Origin of the sequence: Polynucleobacter victoriensis, assembly GCF_900187875.1 — a bacterium.
GTDB lineage: Bacteria > Pseudomonadota > Gammaproteobacteria > Burkholderiales > Burkholderiaceae > Polynucleobacter > Polynucleobacter victoriensis.
Genome location: NZ_FYEX01000001.1, coordinates 428,642 through 442,433, shown reverse-complemented (window position 1 = coordinate 442,433; position 13,792 = coordinate 428,642). Strand labels below are relative to the sequence as shown.

Sequence of the window (13,792 nt, the reverse complement as noted above, 5' to 3'; positions counted from 1 at the left end):
ATGGCTCAAATTGTTTTAACTCGCCCTCTAGGGCAATCGATGCGATTAGGGGAGTTGCTAGCTCAGCAATTACCTGAGTTAAAACAAATTCAGTTGCCGTTGTTATCGATTGTTCCCAATGAAAGTCCCCAAGACGCTAAGCGTTTGCAAGAGTTGCTACCCAACATTCATTTAGCAGTATTTGTAAGTCCTAACGCCATTGAATGCACGATGCGTTTGTTAAAGGCTGATTGGCCAACAACAGTCCCTATTGCTGTGGTGGGTGGTGGCAGTGTTGAAGCTTTGGAGCGTCGCGGTATTACTGTAGACAATGGCTATCAAATTTATTACCCCAAAGAGCCAGAAAATTGGGATTCTGAAGGTCTTTGGGCTGAACTTAAAAAGGTATCGGTTCATTGGGCTAATCAGCACATCTTATTTTTAAAAGGTGCTGGTGGTCGCGCATGGTTGAGTGAGCAATTATTGCGTGAGGGGGCTCAGATCCATCATTTGGAAACTTATCGCAGGGTGCCCTTATCAAAAGACGCTCCGGTTTGGCAGTTACTAAAAACTGTGTCGCCAGAAGAAACAGCTTGTTTAATGACATCTTCTGAAGGTGTACGGCACATGACTGATGTACTCAAGGAAATGCAGCCATGGGGGCAGGAGTGGTTAAATTTAGCCACTATGATTTGTTCTCATCCTCGTATTGCACAAACTGCTAAAGAATTAGGTTTTAAGAAAGTAGAATGCTGTAATGCTGGAGATAATCAACTTGTCTTAGCTAGTCAACGTTGGATTCAACAATTGAAGTGAATAAAAGAGGCTTAAATGACCGCTGAATTAAACAATGCGCCAGTAGGTAATTCTAAAAAAGATAAATCTGATGCTCTAAGTCAGGGTTTATGGAAAGCATTATGGATTGCCATTGCCGTTTGTATTCTTTGGTTAGGTTTTGAAGGCGGGATTCGTTTGTATCATCGCCCAGCTCAATTAGATGGTCGCGTTGCTGAGTTGGAAGCCAAATTAGCTACTGTGATGGCACATGAGGCAGATTTAGAAGCTGTACTCAAGGGCAATCTTGAGGCCGAGAAAGTCATTGCACCGGTTGCGGCAAAAATGACAGCGGTGTTAAATCAAATCAATCAGTTACCTATGACAGCGCTGCCTGCAACTCAAGCGGTAACTCCTAGTGCTTCTCCGAAAGCGCCATCTCTAACAGATAAAGTATTTTCAGCTATTCAGCGCATGAGTGATCAATTGGTGCGTGTACAAGTGGTGGGGGATATTAAAGATCTTGCTTTAACGCCAGCTGCCCAAGACTTGGTTCGTCAACAATTGCGTTTAACGATCTTGAGTGCTCGCATGGCTTGGTTATCGAATATGCCTCAAGTGGCAAAAGAAGATTTAACGCAAGCACAACAGTTGTTGACCAAGCATTTTCAGGCTCAATCTACAGCAGTTGTTAATGTGCAAAAAATGCTAGTTGATATACAAGCTGATATTGCTAAGCCAGTAGTGGCTAAGAAGGGCCCATAAAAATGCGTAGCGCACTTTGGTTAGCTTTCTTATTCGCATTAGCGGTTGTAGTGGCGCTATTTGCGAGCAGCAATGGTGGTCACATCACGATTTATTTTCCGCCGTATCGAGTAGACACAAGTCTTAATTTCTTTATTGCGGCTGTTTTAGGTGTTTTTTTAGCCGGTCTTGTTGCTTGGCGCACCTTTGCAGCGATTTTGGATTTACCCAAGCAAGCAGCAGCCTATCGTCGCAAGCAACGTGAAGCTCGTGCTGTTGCGCATTTATCTGAAGCGATTGAGGATATTTTTGCCGGGCGTTTTTCAAAAGCTTTAAAAGCTGCAGAAGCCGCTAGTGCAAATAGTGCGATGGCTGAAACTGCAGCGCTCTTAGCAGCAAGATCTGCACATCGCTTGAATAAATTTGCACTTAGAGATGAGTGGTTGGCAAAAATTAAATCAGCCGATAAACAGCAGGCACGTTTAGTAGCCATGGCTGATATGCAAATGGATTCAAATGATGCAGATGGTGCTTTAGCAACCATTGATCAATTGCAAAAAGGTGGATCGCGTCAACTCTTTGTGCAGCGTATTGCTTTACGCGCGAATCAGCAATTAAAACGTTGGGAAGAGGTTTTACGTTTAACGCACAGCTTGAGTAAGCGTGAAGCGATTCATCCGGTCGTGGCGCAAAAAACAGTACAAGAAGCTGTGGCTAAATTGGTTCAGCAAAAATCTTCTGATCACGAAGCTTTATTACGTATTTGGAAAAACTTACCTAAATCAGATCGCAAAGCATCTAGGGTTGCTTTGGTGATGGCCAAAGGTTTGTTGGCAACAGGTCAGCAAGATTTGGCCAGAGAGTTAATTGAAGAGTCTTTGGATGATCAATGGGATGAAGTTCTATTGGGTGTTTATCCAGAGTGTTTGCCAGCAGGTTCAACGACTTTGGTTCTGGTCCAAAAACTAGAAACCTGGATGACTAAGTATCCAAGTGAGCCTGCTTTATCTTTGGCTTTGGGTAAGTTATGTTTGGCGCAAAAGCTATGGGGTAAATCCAAATCCAGTTTGCAAGGTGTGGTGCGCGACTCCAAAGCTAAACCAGGCATGAAGGCAGAGGCTCATATGACTTTGGCTAAGTTACACGAAGCCTTGCAAGAGCCAGCAGAGGCGGCAGAGCGGTACAAGTTGGCCGCCCAAATCTACGCCAGCATCTAAATAATGCCAGTCACCTAAGGTGATTGGCATTTTTCTTAAATTTAAAAGACCTCTTAAAAATACTGTATATTTATACAGTATATGAGTCAGGTAGCTAATTCACATCTACGTGCTTTGTACGTGGACTTTAATTCTTATTTCGCCTCTGCTGAACAGCAGATGCGTCCGGAGTTGCGTGGTCAACCGATTGGTATTGTGGCTGTTATGACTCCCAGTACTTGTTGTATTGCAGCAAGTGTTGAGGCTAAGCGTTTTGGGGTCAAGACTGGGACGGGTGTTAGAGATGCCAAGCGTTTGTGCCCAGAGATTCAGTTTGTTGAAGCAAGGCCAGAAGAATATATTTGCTTGCATCATCGTTTGCATGAAGTCATTGAGTCTTGCCTGCCAGTGACTGCTGTGCGATCCATTGATGAGATGTGGTGTGAGTTAAAGGGCAGTGATCGATTGCGGGCGAATGCAGAAAGATTAGCCATACAGATCAAGGAAAAAATATATTCTGAAGTGGGCGATTATTTGCGTTGTTCGATTGGTATCGCGCCCAATCGTTATTTAGCTAAAACTGCTAGCAATATGCAAAAGCCCAATGGCTTGGTGGTTATTGAAAAACTTGATTTGCCACAAGTGCTTTTTCGTTTGAGCTTGAGAGATCTCAATGGGATTGGGCATGCCATGAACGAGCGTTTGATAGCTAATGGTATTGATTCTGTAGAAAAACTTTGCATGGCTAGCAAGTTAAAGCTCAGAAAAGCATGGGGTGGTATTGAGGGTGAGAGGATGTGGGCGCGCTTAAGAGGTGAGTGGGTGCCTGATCCGGCTACTGAAAAATCATCGGTCTCGCATTCACATGTTTTGCCGCCTGAGTATCGCGACTATACGGGAGCATTTTCTGTGGCACATCGTTTGTTGCAAAGAGCAGCCGCTCGTTTAAGGGATTATGGGTTTGCCGCAGAATACTTAGGCGTAAGAGTGAAGTTGATTGTGAGAGGGTCTAAACGTTCAGAGCACTCGTATATCAGTTGGGGCGAAGGTTGTTCTTTGGCTGCGACCAATGACACCACCGTTTTGTTAAAGACACTAGAAGCTATTTGGGCCAATTACCCTCGCGATGGACATGTGCAGCCAATGGCAGTGGGAGTGGTTCTTAGTGAATTAAGAGATGCTACTGGAATTACTTTAGGTATGTTTGACGATGATCGCCATGAATTGAATCAGGTATTAGATGCTGTGAACTTGAGGTATGGGAAAAATGCTTTGTATTTTGGTGGCGCACATCATGCTTTAGAAAGGGGTGGTCCGCGGATTGCTTTTAACCATATTCCGGATTTAGAGCTAGAGCAAGGTGGTTTAGGAGTCTGGTCTGCAGGAAAACCTGGAAAGCATTAGGATTACTTTTATGAGTGAATCTAATTTACAAAAAGCGACCTTAGGTGGTGGCTGCTTTTGGTGCCTTGAGGCTGTTTATCAACAGGTGCGCGGAGTCGTTCATGTTGAATCAGGTTATACAGGTGGTCAGACCTTAAATCCTGACTATGACTCAGTTTGTACGGGCAAAACAGGCCATGCTGAGGTTGTGCAAATTGAGTTTGATGCGGGTGTCATTAGTTACCGAACAATATTGGATATATTTTTTGCTATTCATGACCCAACCACGCTTAATCGTCAGGGAAACGACGTAGGTTCTCAGTATCGCTCAGTGATTTATGCGCATGACTCTCAACAGCGCACGATTGCCCAAGAAGTAATCCAACAACTAACCAAAGACAATATTTTTGATCAGCCGATTGTGACTGAGTTGGCAGATTTGCCGACTTACTACAAGGCAGAGGAATATCACCAGAATTATTTCAATGACCATCCTGATCAGGGATATTGTGCTTTTGTGGTGAGCCCTAAAGTCAGCAAATTCAGAAAGCAATTTGCTGCACTACTGAACTAATTAGAACAATTCTTTAGGGCGCTAAACGCTGGATTTTCCAGGCATCGTTGTCTTTGATGTACTGAATACGATCATGTAAACGAGAAGGGCGACCTTGCCAGAACTCTAGTGCTTCTGGCTTGACCCTAAACCCACCCCAATGAGGTGGTCTTGGTGGATTTAAAGCAAACTTAAGAGCGTATTCAGCTGCTTTGGTAACTAATTCAGTACGACCTTTGATGATGCGACTCTGTGGTGATGCCCATGCTCCAATGCGTGAGTCTAGTGGGCGAGAGTGAAAGTAATCATCGCTTTCTTGATCTGAGAGTTTTTCAACAGAACCTTCTACTCGAACTTGTCTTTCTAGTTCAGGCCAAAAGAACAAAAGTGCTGCATGAGGATTGGCTGTAAGAGCCTGACCTTTACGACTTTCATAATTGGTAAAGAAAACAAAACCAGCTTGCGTGACTTCTTTGATGAGTACAACACGAGCGCTTGGTTTGCCATTAGCATCCACAGATGCCACTGTCATGGCATTAGGTTCAGGTAATTCTGCATGACGAGCTTGGTCAAACCAAATATTAAATTGGTCAATCGGGTTCGCTTGGACATCCTCTTCCGAGAGGCTGCCTTTCATGTAGGATTTTCTTAAATCAGCTAACTTGGTCATGGGCTAAGTATATAGTCTTGGGTATGGAAAAGAATCAAAATAGACGTTTTGGTGGGGTTGCTCGTTTATATGGCGAGGATGGCCTAGAGGCTTTTGAGCACGCCCACGTCTTGGTTGCCGGTTTAGGTGGGGTTGGGTCATGGGCTCTAGAGGCTCTTGCTAGAAGCGCTGTGGGCGAGGTCACTTTGGTGGATTTTGACCACATTGCAGAAAGTAATGTGAACCGTCAGTTGCACGCTACCCAAGAGAACTTTGGTAAATCCAAGGTAAAGGCCATGGCTGAGCGCATATTAGCAATCAATCCAAGTATCAAAATTAACGACGTTGATGATTTTTTAAGTCCAGAGAATCTGGACGAGCACCTACAAAAAAATGCGAATAATTCTTTGTTTGTGGTTTTGGATGCCACAGATGATGTGAAGATGAAAATTGCGCTGGCTGCTTATTGCAAAAAAAATAAAACAAGTGGCAAGGATGGCATTCCTCTAGTGGTCTGCGGTGGTGCTGGCGGTAAATTAGATCCCAGTCGAATTGTTGCAACAGACTTGGCTAAAACCACGCAAGATCCATTGCTATCAAAAATACGCTACACACTAAGAAAGCTTCACGGCTTCTCTAATGATCCTAAAAAGAAGTTGGGTATTACCGCCATCTATTCTGATGAGCCAAGGCAGGGTGTTGCTACGGGCGGTTTGGCTTGCTCTGGTTACGGTTCGGCTGTGACGGTGACGGCTACCTTTGGTTTTATTGCAGCAGCTGAAGTGCTTAAGCTAGTAAAAGCAAAATACTTAAAAACTCACTTGCCTAATAAGTAAGCTACCTAAGAAGTAAGCAAGCTAAATAGGAAGAACTATTTAACGCTTGTAGCAATATGAGCTAAAGCTTCTTCGACTTGGTCTACAAGAATCAAGCAAATATCTTCAGCAGAGATTTGTGCCAAGGCTTTGTCGATGGCTAAAAACTCACCATGAAACTCTTCAATTTTTTTCACTTGTTTTGAGTTGTTGAGGCCTTCGCGCATGATGCCAATCACTTCACCGTCTGGGCGACCACGTTGGCATTGATCTTCATACAAAATCACGTGATCAAAGTACTGGCCCAAAATTTCAGTCTGACGGCGTAAGTCTTCGTCGCGACGATCGCCAGCTCCGCTGATGACCACCATGCGGCGCTTAGCCGGCATATTAATGATGGTCTCTGATAGGGCAATAATGGCGTCAGGATTGTGACCATAGTCAGCGATGATGGTGGCGCCATTGTGTTGGAATAAATTAAATCGACCAGGTACTGTTTGAGCATCACTCACAAATGAGCTAAGACCCTCTGCAATGATGTCCCAGTTGATGTTTAGCGCCCACGCTGCACCCACAACACCTAAAACATTTTCAACTTGGAAGCCAATCGTGCCATTCGCAGTAATGGGTACTTGTAGCAAATCAATGTGAAATTCTTTTTTACCTTCAACTGCCACAATCTTTTTGCCATCTACAAATACAACGCGCTTACCTTGAGCGCGGTGTTTAGCGATTACTGGATGGTTGATATCTTTGGCAAAGTAGGTGACCTCAGCAGGGCAGACCTTGGCCATCTTGGCCACCATAGGATCGGCAGCATTTAATACAGCCATGCCGCCTGGTGCAACGTTTTGCACAATCACGCGCTTGACTGCGGCTAGTTCGGCTGCAGTGTTGATGTAATTCATGCCAAGGTGATCGCCTTCACCCAAATTGGTCACAATCGCTACTTGGCAACGATCAAAGCCTAAACCTTCTCTTAGAATGCCGCCACGAGCTGTTTCTAAAACTGCTGCATCAACATCAGGGTGCATTAAGACATTGCGAGCACTCTTAGGACCGCTGCAATCACCCGTATCAATTCGGCGACCGTTAACGTAAACGCCATCAGTTCCTGTGTGACCCACGCGAAGCCCATTTTTTTCAAACAAATGGCTCATGAGTTTCACAGTGGTTGTTTTACCGTTGGTCCCTGTAACAGCTACTACAGGAATGCGACCATCATCATTTTTGCCAAACATTGTAGAAATGATGGCTTCGCCCACTGGGCGACCTTTACCATAAGAAGGGTGCAAGTGCATGCGCAACCCTGGCGCAGCGTTTACCTCAACAATGCCGCCGCCTTGTTCTTCTAAGGGGCGGTAAACATTGTCACAAACTACATCCACGCCACAAATATCAAGACCCACCATTTGTGCTGCAGCTACCGCTGATGCTGCTAAATCAGGATGAACATCATCTGTTACGTCTGTTGCTGTGCCGCCAGTGCTTAAGTTGGCGTTATTGCGTAGTGTTACGCGCAAACCTTTTGGTGGCACCGAGTCAGGGGTTAGATTTTGATTCTTGAGCGTTGCAATGGCGATTTCATCAATACGAATCTTGCTTAGTGAGGTGGCATGACCGTCACCGCGAAGGGGATCTTTATTTACCTCTTCAACTAATTCACGAACAGTGTTTTTATTGTTACCAATTACATATGGGGGTTCGCGGCGTGCTGCTGCAACCAATTGTCCACCGATGATGAGTAAGCGGTGATCATGTCCTGGCATATAGCGTTCAACAATCACTTCAGATGAAATGGCTGAAGCTGCTTTAAATGCAATATCAATTTGCTCGCGGGTATTGATATTGACTGCAACACCTTTACCCTGGTTACCATCCCGTGGTTTGATGGCAACTGGCGCATTAATTTCTAGATAAGCCTGCCACGCTTCATCAGCTGTTGTAACGATGCTGCCTAACGGCACTGGAACACCAGCAGCATGCAAGAGGTTTTTGGTGAGTTGCTTGTCTTGAGCAATGGATTCTGCAATCGCGCTGGTAACGCTTGTCTCTGCTGCTTGGATGCGACGTTGCTTACTACCCCATCCAAGTTGCACCATGCTGCCTTCAGTAAGACGGCGATAAGGAATGCCTCTAGCAATCGCAGCATCCACAATTGAACCAGTACTTGGCCCTAAACGAATATCTTCATCAAGTTCTCTGAGTTGCTTGAGGTATTCATCTAAGTGTGAGCCGTTATCAATCAGTGCAGAACGACATAGTTTTAAAGCTAAATCTAAAGCAAGGCGACCAACTTTTTCTTCGGTGTACTCAACCACCACGATATACACGCCATCATCAGGAGTGGCCATGGTGCGACTGAATGTGACAGGGCAGCCTGCTTGAGCTTGTAAGTCTCTTGAGCAAACTTCTAGCGCATGCGCCAAAGAGACTGTTTCATTTTGTCCGTAAGATCTAAGTGGTCCTAACTGTGGAAAGCGTTCGCGTAATCTGGTTTCAAAGCCGGAGATATTGGTGATGATTTTCTCGTTCTCTTCGCACTTCACCAAAGCTTCTAAAGCGGTGTGTCTGCCCCATAAATTAGGACCTCTTAGTGCGCGGATACGTGTTAGTTCCATAGTCTTGGCTAGTTATATGTTTGTAGACCTGTTGCAATAATGTCTTTGGGTGTATTTAAAGCCCAAACTGCAGCGACTGCAGCAAGTACGCTTTCTAATGTATTTGCTTTGCTGCTTGATTGCAAAAGAGGAATACTTGCAATACGAATCAATCGATCTTGTTCAGTGCCTTGAGCAAGAACAATTGTGTCATTTTCAGTAAACACCGCTCTGCCACCTTTAGCAAGATGACTTTGAGTAATGTCATTTAGACCGTGTTTGCTGAAGAAAATTACTTCGCCATCTGATAGTTCTGCCATTTTTGCAACGGCTTCATCGTCAGCGTTTAAAACTGCTGCGCCTGTTGGTAGAACCACATCCACTTGAGTGCGCATCACGTTATAAATTTGTTCTGGTTCGGTGATAGAGCACTCTGGTACCGTATCTGTTGGATCGAGATTAGTCACAATGCCAACTGCGCAACGATCGTAGGCAAGACCTTCATTCAAAATTGTGCGGCTATCATTTTCAAAGACCGCAGCTTCTACTTGGCGATTTAACAAAATACGATTGCCACTAGTCCAGTTAGCGCAATTGCCAGGTGTTTGTAAACGTTGGTTGAAGTAAGCCCCCTTGCTGCAAGCAAGACCTACTTTCATACCAGTGAGTTGCATGAGGTGAGTGGTAAGTTGTGCCACCATGGTTTTGCCACGTGAGCCCGTTACTCCCACAATCGGAATTCGGCCATCTGTGTGATTGGGGAACAGGTGCTCAACAATTGCTGCGCCCACTGGTTGAGGTTCGCCTACCGCAGGTTTTAGGTGCATGATCAGACCTGGACCAGCATTTACTTCAACGATTGCACCGCCTTGTTCTTCAAGAGGCCTAGAAATATCTTCTGCTACTAAATCAATACCGGCAATATCCAAACCAATCACTCTAGCAGCGAGTGCTGCTTGCGCGGCCACTTCTGGGTGAACAAGGTGTGTGACTTCGAAAGCCATGTTGCCAGAACCTTGAACCAATACTTGCTGGCCTACAGCAGGCACTGAGTCGAGCGTTAATTTTTGTCTTGATAATTCAATTTCTAATTTGGTATCAAATACCACAGGGCTGAGTGGCAATATCTCAGCATCACCTCGACGCGGATCTGTATTGATCTCTTCTTCAATCAGTTGACGAATCGTGCGCTTGCCATCACCAATGGCCCATGCAGATTCACCTTTGGCTGCCGCCACCACTTTTTTACCAACTACTAAAAGGCGATGTTCGTTGCCAGGGATGTAACGCTCCACCATCACGCCACTACCTTCATTGAGGGCGTCATCGTAGGCTTTTTCAATTTCTTCTTGTGTGCTTAGGTTGGTAAATACGCCGCGTGCGTGGTTGCCATCGTAGGGCTTTACCACCACCGGTCCACCAATATCTTGCGCAGCTTCCCATGCGTCGCTTGGACTTTCTACCATGCGACCCTCAGGTACTGGTACGCCGCAAGATGCCAATAAAGATTTGGTCAAATCTTTATCTCTTGAGATGCCCTCGGCAATGGCGCTGGTTAAATCAGTCTCTGCTGTCCAAATACGGCGTTGTTGATTGCCGTACCCAAGTTGAACTAAGTTGCCTTCAGACAAACGTATTGATGGAATTCTTTTTTCACGGGCGGCATCAACGATACAACCTGTACTTGGTCCCAAGTACAAGCTATCGACCATATCTTCGATTTCTTTAATCGCTGCAGGAACGTCGAATGGTTTGTTCTCAATCGCTGCCATGACTAAATCACGAGCGTGATACAAAGCAGTTTCTGTGATCTTCTCGTGCCATGCACGAACCACTACTTTATAAACGCCACGTTTATTGGTTTCGCGTGCTTTGCCAAAGCCGCCTGGCATGCCAGCTAAATTTTGTAATTCAAGGGTTACATGCTCAAGAATATGAGCGGGCCATGTGCCTTCTTCTAAACGTTTGATAAAACCACCGCGCTCGCCATAGCTGCAACGATGTTCTATCAAAGTAGGTAACCAAGCGCAAAGACGCTCGGTAAATCCAGGAATAGTGTTAGATGGGCAATCCTCTAGATCACCAATATCTACCCATGCTTCAAGCACGGGGCGATAGGTCCACATACTGGGTCCTTTTAGGACCTTTATATCTATGATTTCTATAGTTTTTTTACTCATGCGGGCCGGAAGTGCCAAAAATACCTAATTGTACTTTGTCGTATAACGATTTGGACAGTTTTTGGTTGACATAAATTGACATAAAAAAGGTAAATATTTACTCCATTAAATTTGCGATAATTGCGTACTTATAAAGATAAAAAGTATTTTTGCCTTGACCTCTCCTGACTCTAGCCTTATTGACCGTTTAGCCAATCATTGGCGTGTTGCTTTGCCATTGATTTTGAGATCTGGCGAAGAGGTAATCCTAGCCCTTGAGCTAGATTTAAATCAGCAATTACAGTTTTCGAGCGGATTGGTGTGTTTAACCAATCAAGGTCTGATTGCTTTTGACAATCAGCATGATGTATCAACTGCCCAAGATTCAAGCAAATGGAATTATTGGAACTTTGCCGATGATCTAAAGCTTCATTTGCATGATCATGCGGGTGTTGCAAGTCTTGAGTTATTTAATCAAGACGGTCGTCTAGCTTTATGGCGTTTTACATTAGCTCAAAATCCAATTGCTAATCGACTCTTGCAGCAATACAAAATTGAGTTTGCTAAATCAATGGGTCATGAGTTGGAGAGTGGTTTAGAGCAAACGCAACCATTGTGCCCGAGCTGTTGGGTGCCGTTGCCACCTGATCAAGATGAGTGTCCTGCGTGTACCTCAGAAAATCTAACCCCACCATCTACTTGGACATTGTTTAGGTTGTGGCGTTTTGCAAAACCTTATCAGGGACAGTTGTTCGCTGGATTTTTATTAACTTTGGCTTCAACTGCAGCAACACTGGTGCCGCCGTATCTAACGATGCCATTGATGGATGACATTTTGTTGCCATACCAAAGTGGTCAGCCGATTAACTATGAGTTAACAGCTTTTTATTTGGGCGCCTTATTTCTTGCGGCTCTTCTCGCTTGGGGCTTAGGTTGGGCTAAAACATATATCTTGGCTTTGGTGAGTGAGCGGATTGGCGCTGATTTAAGAACCAGTACATATCAACACTTGATGAAGTTATCTCTGGAGTATTTCGGCGGCAAACGAACAGGTGATTTGATGGCTCGTATTGGTTCGGAGTCTGATCGCATTTGTTTATTTTTGTCCTTGCATTTATTAGATTTCGCAACAGACGTCTTGATGATCTTGATGACAGCAGTCATCTTGGTGTCTATTGATCCATGGTTAGCTTTAGTGACATTGACACCTCTACCATTTATTGGGTGGGCGATTCATGTGGTGCGCGATAAGTTGCGTTACGGCTTTGAAAAAATTGATCGTATTTGGTCAGAAGTAACCAGCGTATTGGCCGACACGATTCCAGGTGTGCGAGTGGTTAAAGCATTTGCTCAAGAAGAGCGCGAGACAGAACGTTTCCGTTTAGCCAATCAACACAATTTAGCAGTTAATGACCGTGTGAATAAAGTCTGGGCATTGTTCTCACCAACGATTACCTTGCTCACAGAAATTGGTTTGTTGGTTGTTTGGGCATTTGGTATTTGGCAGATTTCGCATGACTCAATCACTGTGGGTATGCTGACCGCGTGTTTGGCGTATATCGGTCGTTTTTATACGCGCCTAGATTCAATGAGTCGCATTGTGTCGTTTACTCAGCAAGCGGCAACAGGTGCAAAACGCATTTTTGATATTTTGGATCACGTCTCTAGTGTTCCAGAGCCAGCTAATCCAATCAAATTAAATAAAGTTGAAGGCAGAATTGAGTTGCAAAACGTGGGCTTTCGCTACGGTAATCGCTCAGTGACTCGAGGCATTAATTTGCAGATTGCGCCAGGAGAAATGATTGGCTTAGTTGGGCATAGTGGTTCAGGCAAGAGTACCTTGGTGAACTTGATTTGTCGTTTCTATGACGCTGCAGAAGGCACGATCAAGTTGGATGGGGTGGACATTCGTTCAATTGCTGTAGCTGATTATCGCCGTCATATCGGCCTAGTATTGCAAGAGCCATTTCTATTCTTTGGCACGATTGCTGAAAATATTGCTTATGGCAAACCAGGGGCAACGCGTGCAGAAGTGATTGCTGCCGCCCGTGCAGCCCATGCGCACGAGTTTATTTTGCGATTGCCGCACGGCTACGATTCTTTGGTGGGTGAGCGTGGTCAATCATTATCTGGTGGTGAGCGTCAGCGTATTTCAATTGCTAGAGCTTTATTAATTGATCCGCAGATTTTGATTTTGGATGAGGCTACCTCATCTGTAGATAGCACGACTGAAAAAGAAATTCAAAAAGCGCTAGATAATTTGGTGAAAGGTCGTACAACCATTGCGATTGCGCACCGTTTATCCACACTGCGTAAAGCAGACCGTTTAATCGTTCTTGATAAGGGCGAGGTCATTGAAGAGGGTGGTCATGATCAATTGATGGCATTGCAAGGTGTATATCGCCGGATGTACGATACGCAGGCAAGGCAAGCAATGGATGCTGTTGATGCTGAGCTAGGAGTGACGCATGGCTAATACATTCACTTTGAGTAGAAATTCTTTTGGTTATCTTTGCTTGCAGGATCAAGCAGGGGTGACTCATGAGCAAGTAGTCCCAGTTAGAGCATTTCCTATTAGTCACCCTAATGAGTCGATTGCGATCGTTGATCGCGATGGTCATGAGTTGGTATGGTTAGATTTTTTAGATCAAGCGACAGAGCTTAATCAGCAACTAATTAATGAAGAATTGGCTAGTCGAGAGTTCATGCCAGTGCTAACAGGAATTGAAGATGTTTCAACATTTGCCACTCCAAGCACTTGGACAGTTAAAACAAATCGCGGTCACACCCAATTTATCTTGCGAGGTGAAGAGGATATTCGCCGGGTTAATAAAACCATGTACTTGGTTTCAGATACACATGGTGTGCAGTATCTCATTCAAGATATTCAGGCTTTAGATAAACATAGCCGTCGCCTCTTAGATCGTTTCTTATAAGATC

General features: G+C 44.7%; 11 protein-coding genes. 8 read left to right on the top strand and 3 right to left on the bottom strand.

Annotated features, from left to right (window positions below):
* The 5 genes from CFR83_RS02290 (at nt 1) to msrA (ending at nt 4,650) form a co-directional block, all read left to right on the top strand.
* Nucleotides 1-795, top strand: a complete 795-nt coding sequence (locus CFR83_RS02290; protein ID WP_088812370.1) for a uroporphyrinogen-III synthase — start codon at nt 1-3, stop codon at nt 793-795.
* A 15-nt stretch (nt 796-810) separates the two neighbouring features.
* Nucleotides 811-1,518: a uroporphyrinogen-III C-methyltransferase gene (locus CFR83_RS02285; protein ID WP_088812369.1), complete on the top strand. Its 708-nt coding sequence runs from the start codon at nt 811-813 to the stop codon at nt 1,516-1,518.
* Nucleotides 1,519-1,520: 2 nt separating this feature from the next.
* Entirely contained in the window at nt 1,521-2,714 is a 1,194-nt protein-coding gene (locus tag CFR83_RS02280) for a heme biosynthesis HemY N-terminal domain-containing protein (RefSeq protein ID WP_088812368.1), read from the top strand.
* Between the two features lie 81 nt (nt 2,715-2,795).
* Nucleotides 2,796-4,097, top strand: coding sequence for a DNA polymerase Y family protein (locus tag CFR83_RS02275; RefSeq protein WP_088812367.1), 1,302 nt, complete (start codon nt 2,796-2,798; stop codon nt 4,095-4,097).
* 10 nt (nt 4,098-4,107) lie between these two features.
* Nucleotides 4,108-4,650, top strand: a complete 543-nt coding sequence (gene msrA, locus CFR83_RS02270) for a peptide-methionine (S)-S-oxide reductase MsrA (protein WP_088812366.1) — start codon at nt 4,108-4,110, stop codon at nt 4,648-4,650.
* A 13-nt stretch (nt 4,651-4,663) separates the two neighbouring features.
* On the opposite strand, the gene pdxH is transcribed toward msrA, so the two are convergent.
* Entirely contained in the window at nt 4,664-5,299 is a 636-nt protein-coding gene (gene pdxH / locus CFR83_RS02265; protein ID WP_088812365.1) for a pyridoxamine 5'-phosphate oxidase, read from the bottom strand.
* A 23-nt stretch (nt 5,300-5,322) separates the two neighbouring features.
* On the opposite strand from pdxH, the gene CFR83_RS02260 reads away from it, so the two are divergent.
* A complete protein-coding gene (locus tag CFR83_RS02260) occupies nt 5,323-6,114 on the top strand; it encodes a tRNA threonylcarbamoyladenosine dehydratase (RefSeq protein WP_165765037.1) in 792 nt (263 codons plus the stop codon).
* Nucleotides 6,115-6,149: 35 nt separating this feature from the next.
* On the opposite strand, the gene cphA is transcribed toward CFR83_RS02260, so the two are convergent.
* Nucleotides 6,150-8,714: a cyanophycin synthetase gene (gene cphA / locus CFR83_RS02255; protein WP_088812362.1), complete on the bottom strand. Its 2,565-nt coding sequence runs from the start codon at nt 8,712-8,714 to the stop codon at nt 6,150-6,152.
* Between the two features lie 8 nt (nt 8,715-8,722).
* Nucleotides 8,723-10,873, bottom strand: a complete 2,151-nt coding sequence (locus CFR83_RS02250; RefSeq protein ID WP_088812360.1) for a cyanophycin synthetase — start codon at nt 10,871-10,873, stop codon at nt 8,723-8,725.
* Nucleotides 10,874-11,027: 154 nt separating this feature from the next.
* Here CFR83_RS02250 and CFR83_RS02245 point away from each other — a divergent pair, with 154 nt between their 5' ends.
* Both CFR83_RS02245 and CFR83_RS02240 read left to right on the top strand, forming a co-directional pair.
* A complete protein-coding gene (locus CFR83_RS02245; RefSeq protein ID WP_423808369.1) occupies nt 11,028-13,328 on the top strand; it encodes a cyanophycin metabolism-associated ABC transporter in 2,301 nt (766 codons plus the stop codon).
* Nucleotides 13,321-13,788, top strand: a complete 468-nt coding sequence (locus CFR83_RS02240; RefSeq protein ID WP_088812356.1) for a cyanophycin metabolism-associated DUF1854 family protein — start codon at nt 13,321-13,323, stop codon at nt 13,786-13,788. The genes CFR83_RS02245 and CFR83_RS02240 overlap by 8 nt, the downstream gene beginning before the upstream one ends.
* Nucleotides 13,789-13,792: the final 4 nt, after the last annotated feature.

Coding starts and splice junctions, on each gene's coding strand:
- CFR83_RS02290 (WP_088812370.1), top strand. CDS start 1: ATGGCTCAAATTGTTTTAACTCGCCCTCTAGGGCAATCGATGCGATTA.
- CFR83_RS02285 (WP_088812369.1), top strand. CDS start 811: ATGACCGCTGAATTAAACAATGCGCCAGTAGGTAATTCTAAAAAAGAT.
- CFR83_RS02280 (WP_088812368.1), top strand. CDS start 1,521: ATGCGTAGCGCACTTTGGTTAGCTTTCTTATTCGCATTAGCGGTTGTA.
- CFR83_RS02275 (WP_088812367.1), top strand. CDS start 2,796: ATGAGTCAGGTAGCTAATTCACATCTACGTGCTTTGTACGTGGACTTT.
- msrA (WP_088812366.1), top strand. CDS start 4,108: ATGAGTGAATCTAATTTACAAAAAGCGACCTTAGGTGGTGGCTGCTTT.
- pdxH (WP_088812365.1), bottom strand. CDS start 5,299: ATGACCAAGTTAGCTGATTTAAGAAAATCCTACATGAAAGGCAGCCTC.
- CFR83_RS02260 (WP_165765037.1), top strand. CDS start 5,323: ATGGAAAAGAATCAAAATAGACGTTTTGGTGGGGTTGCTCGTTTATAT.
- cphA (WP_088812362.1), bottom strand. CDS start 8,714: ATGGAACTAACACGTATCCGCGCACTAAGAGGTCCTAATTTATGGGGC.
- CFR83_RS02250 (WP_088812360.1), bottom strand. CDS start 10,873: ATGAGTAAAAAAACTATAGAAATCATAGATATAAAGGTCCTAAAAGGA.
- CFR83_RS02240 (WP_088812356.1), top strand. CDS start 13,321: ATGGCTAATACATTCACTTTGAGTAGAAATTCTTTTGGTTATCTTTGC.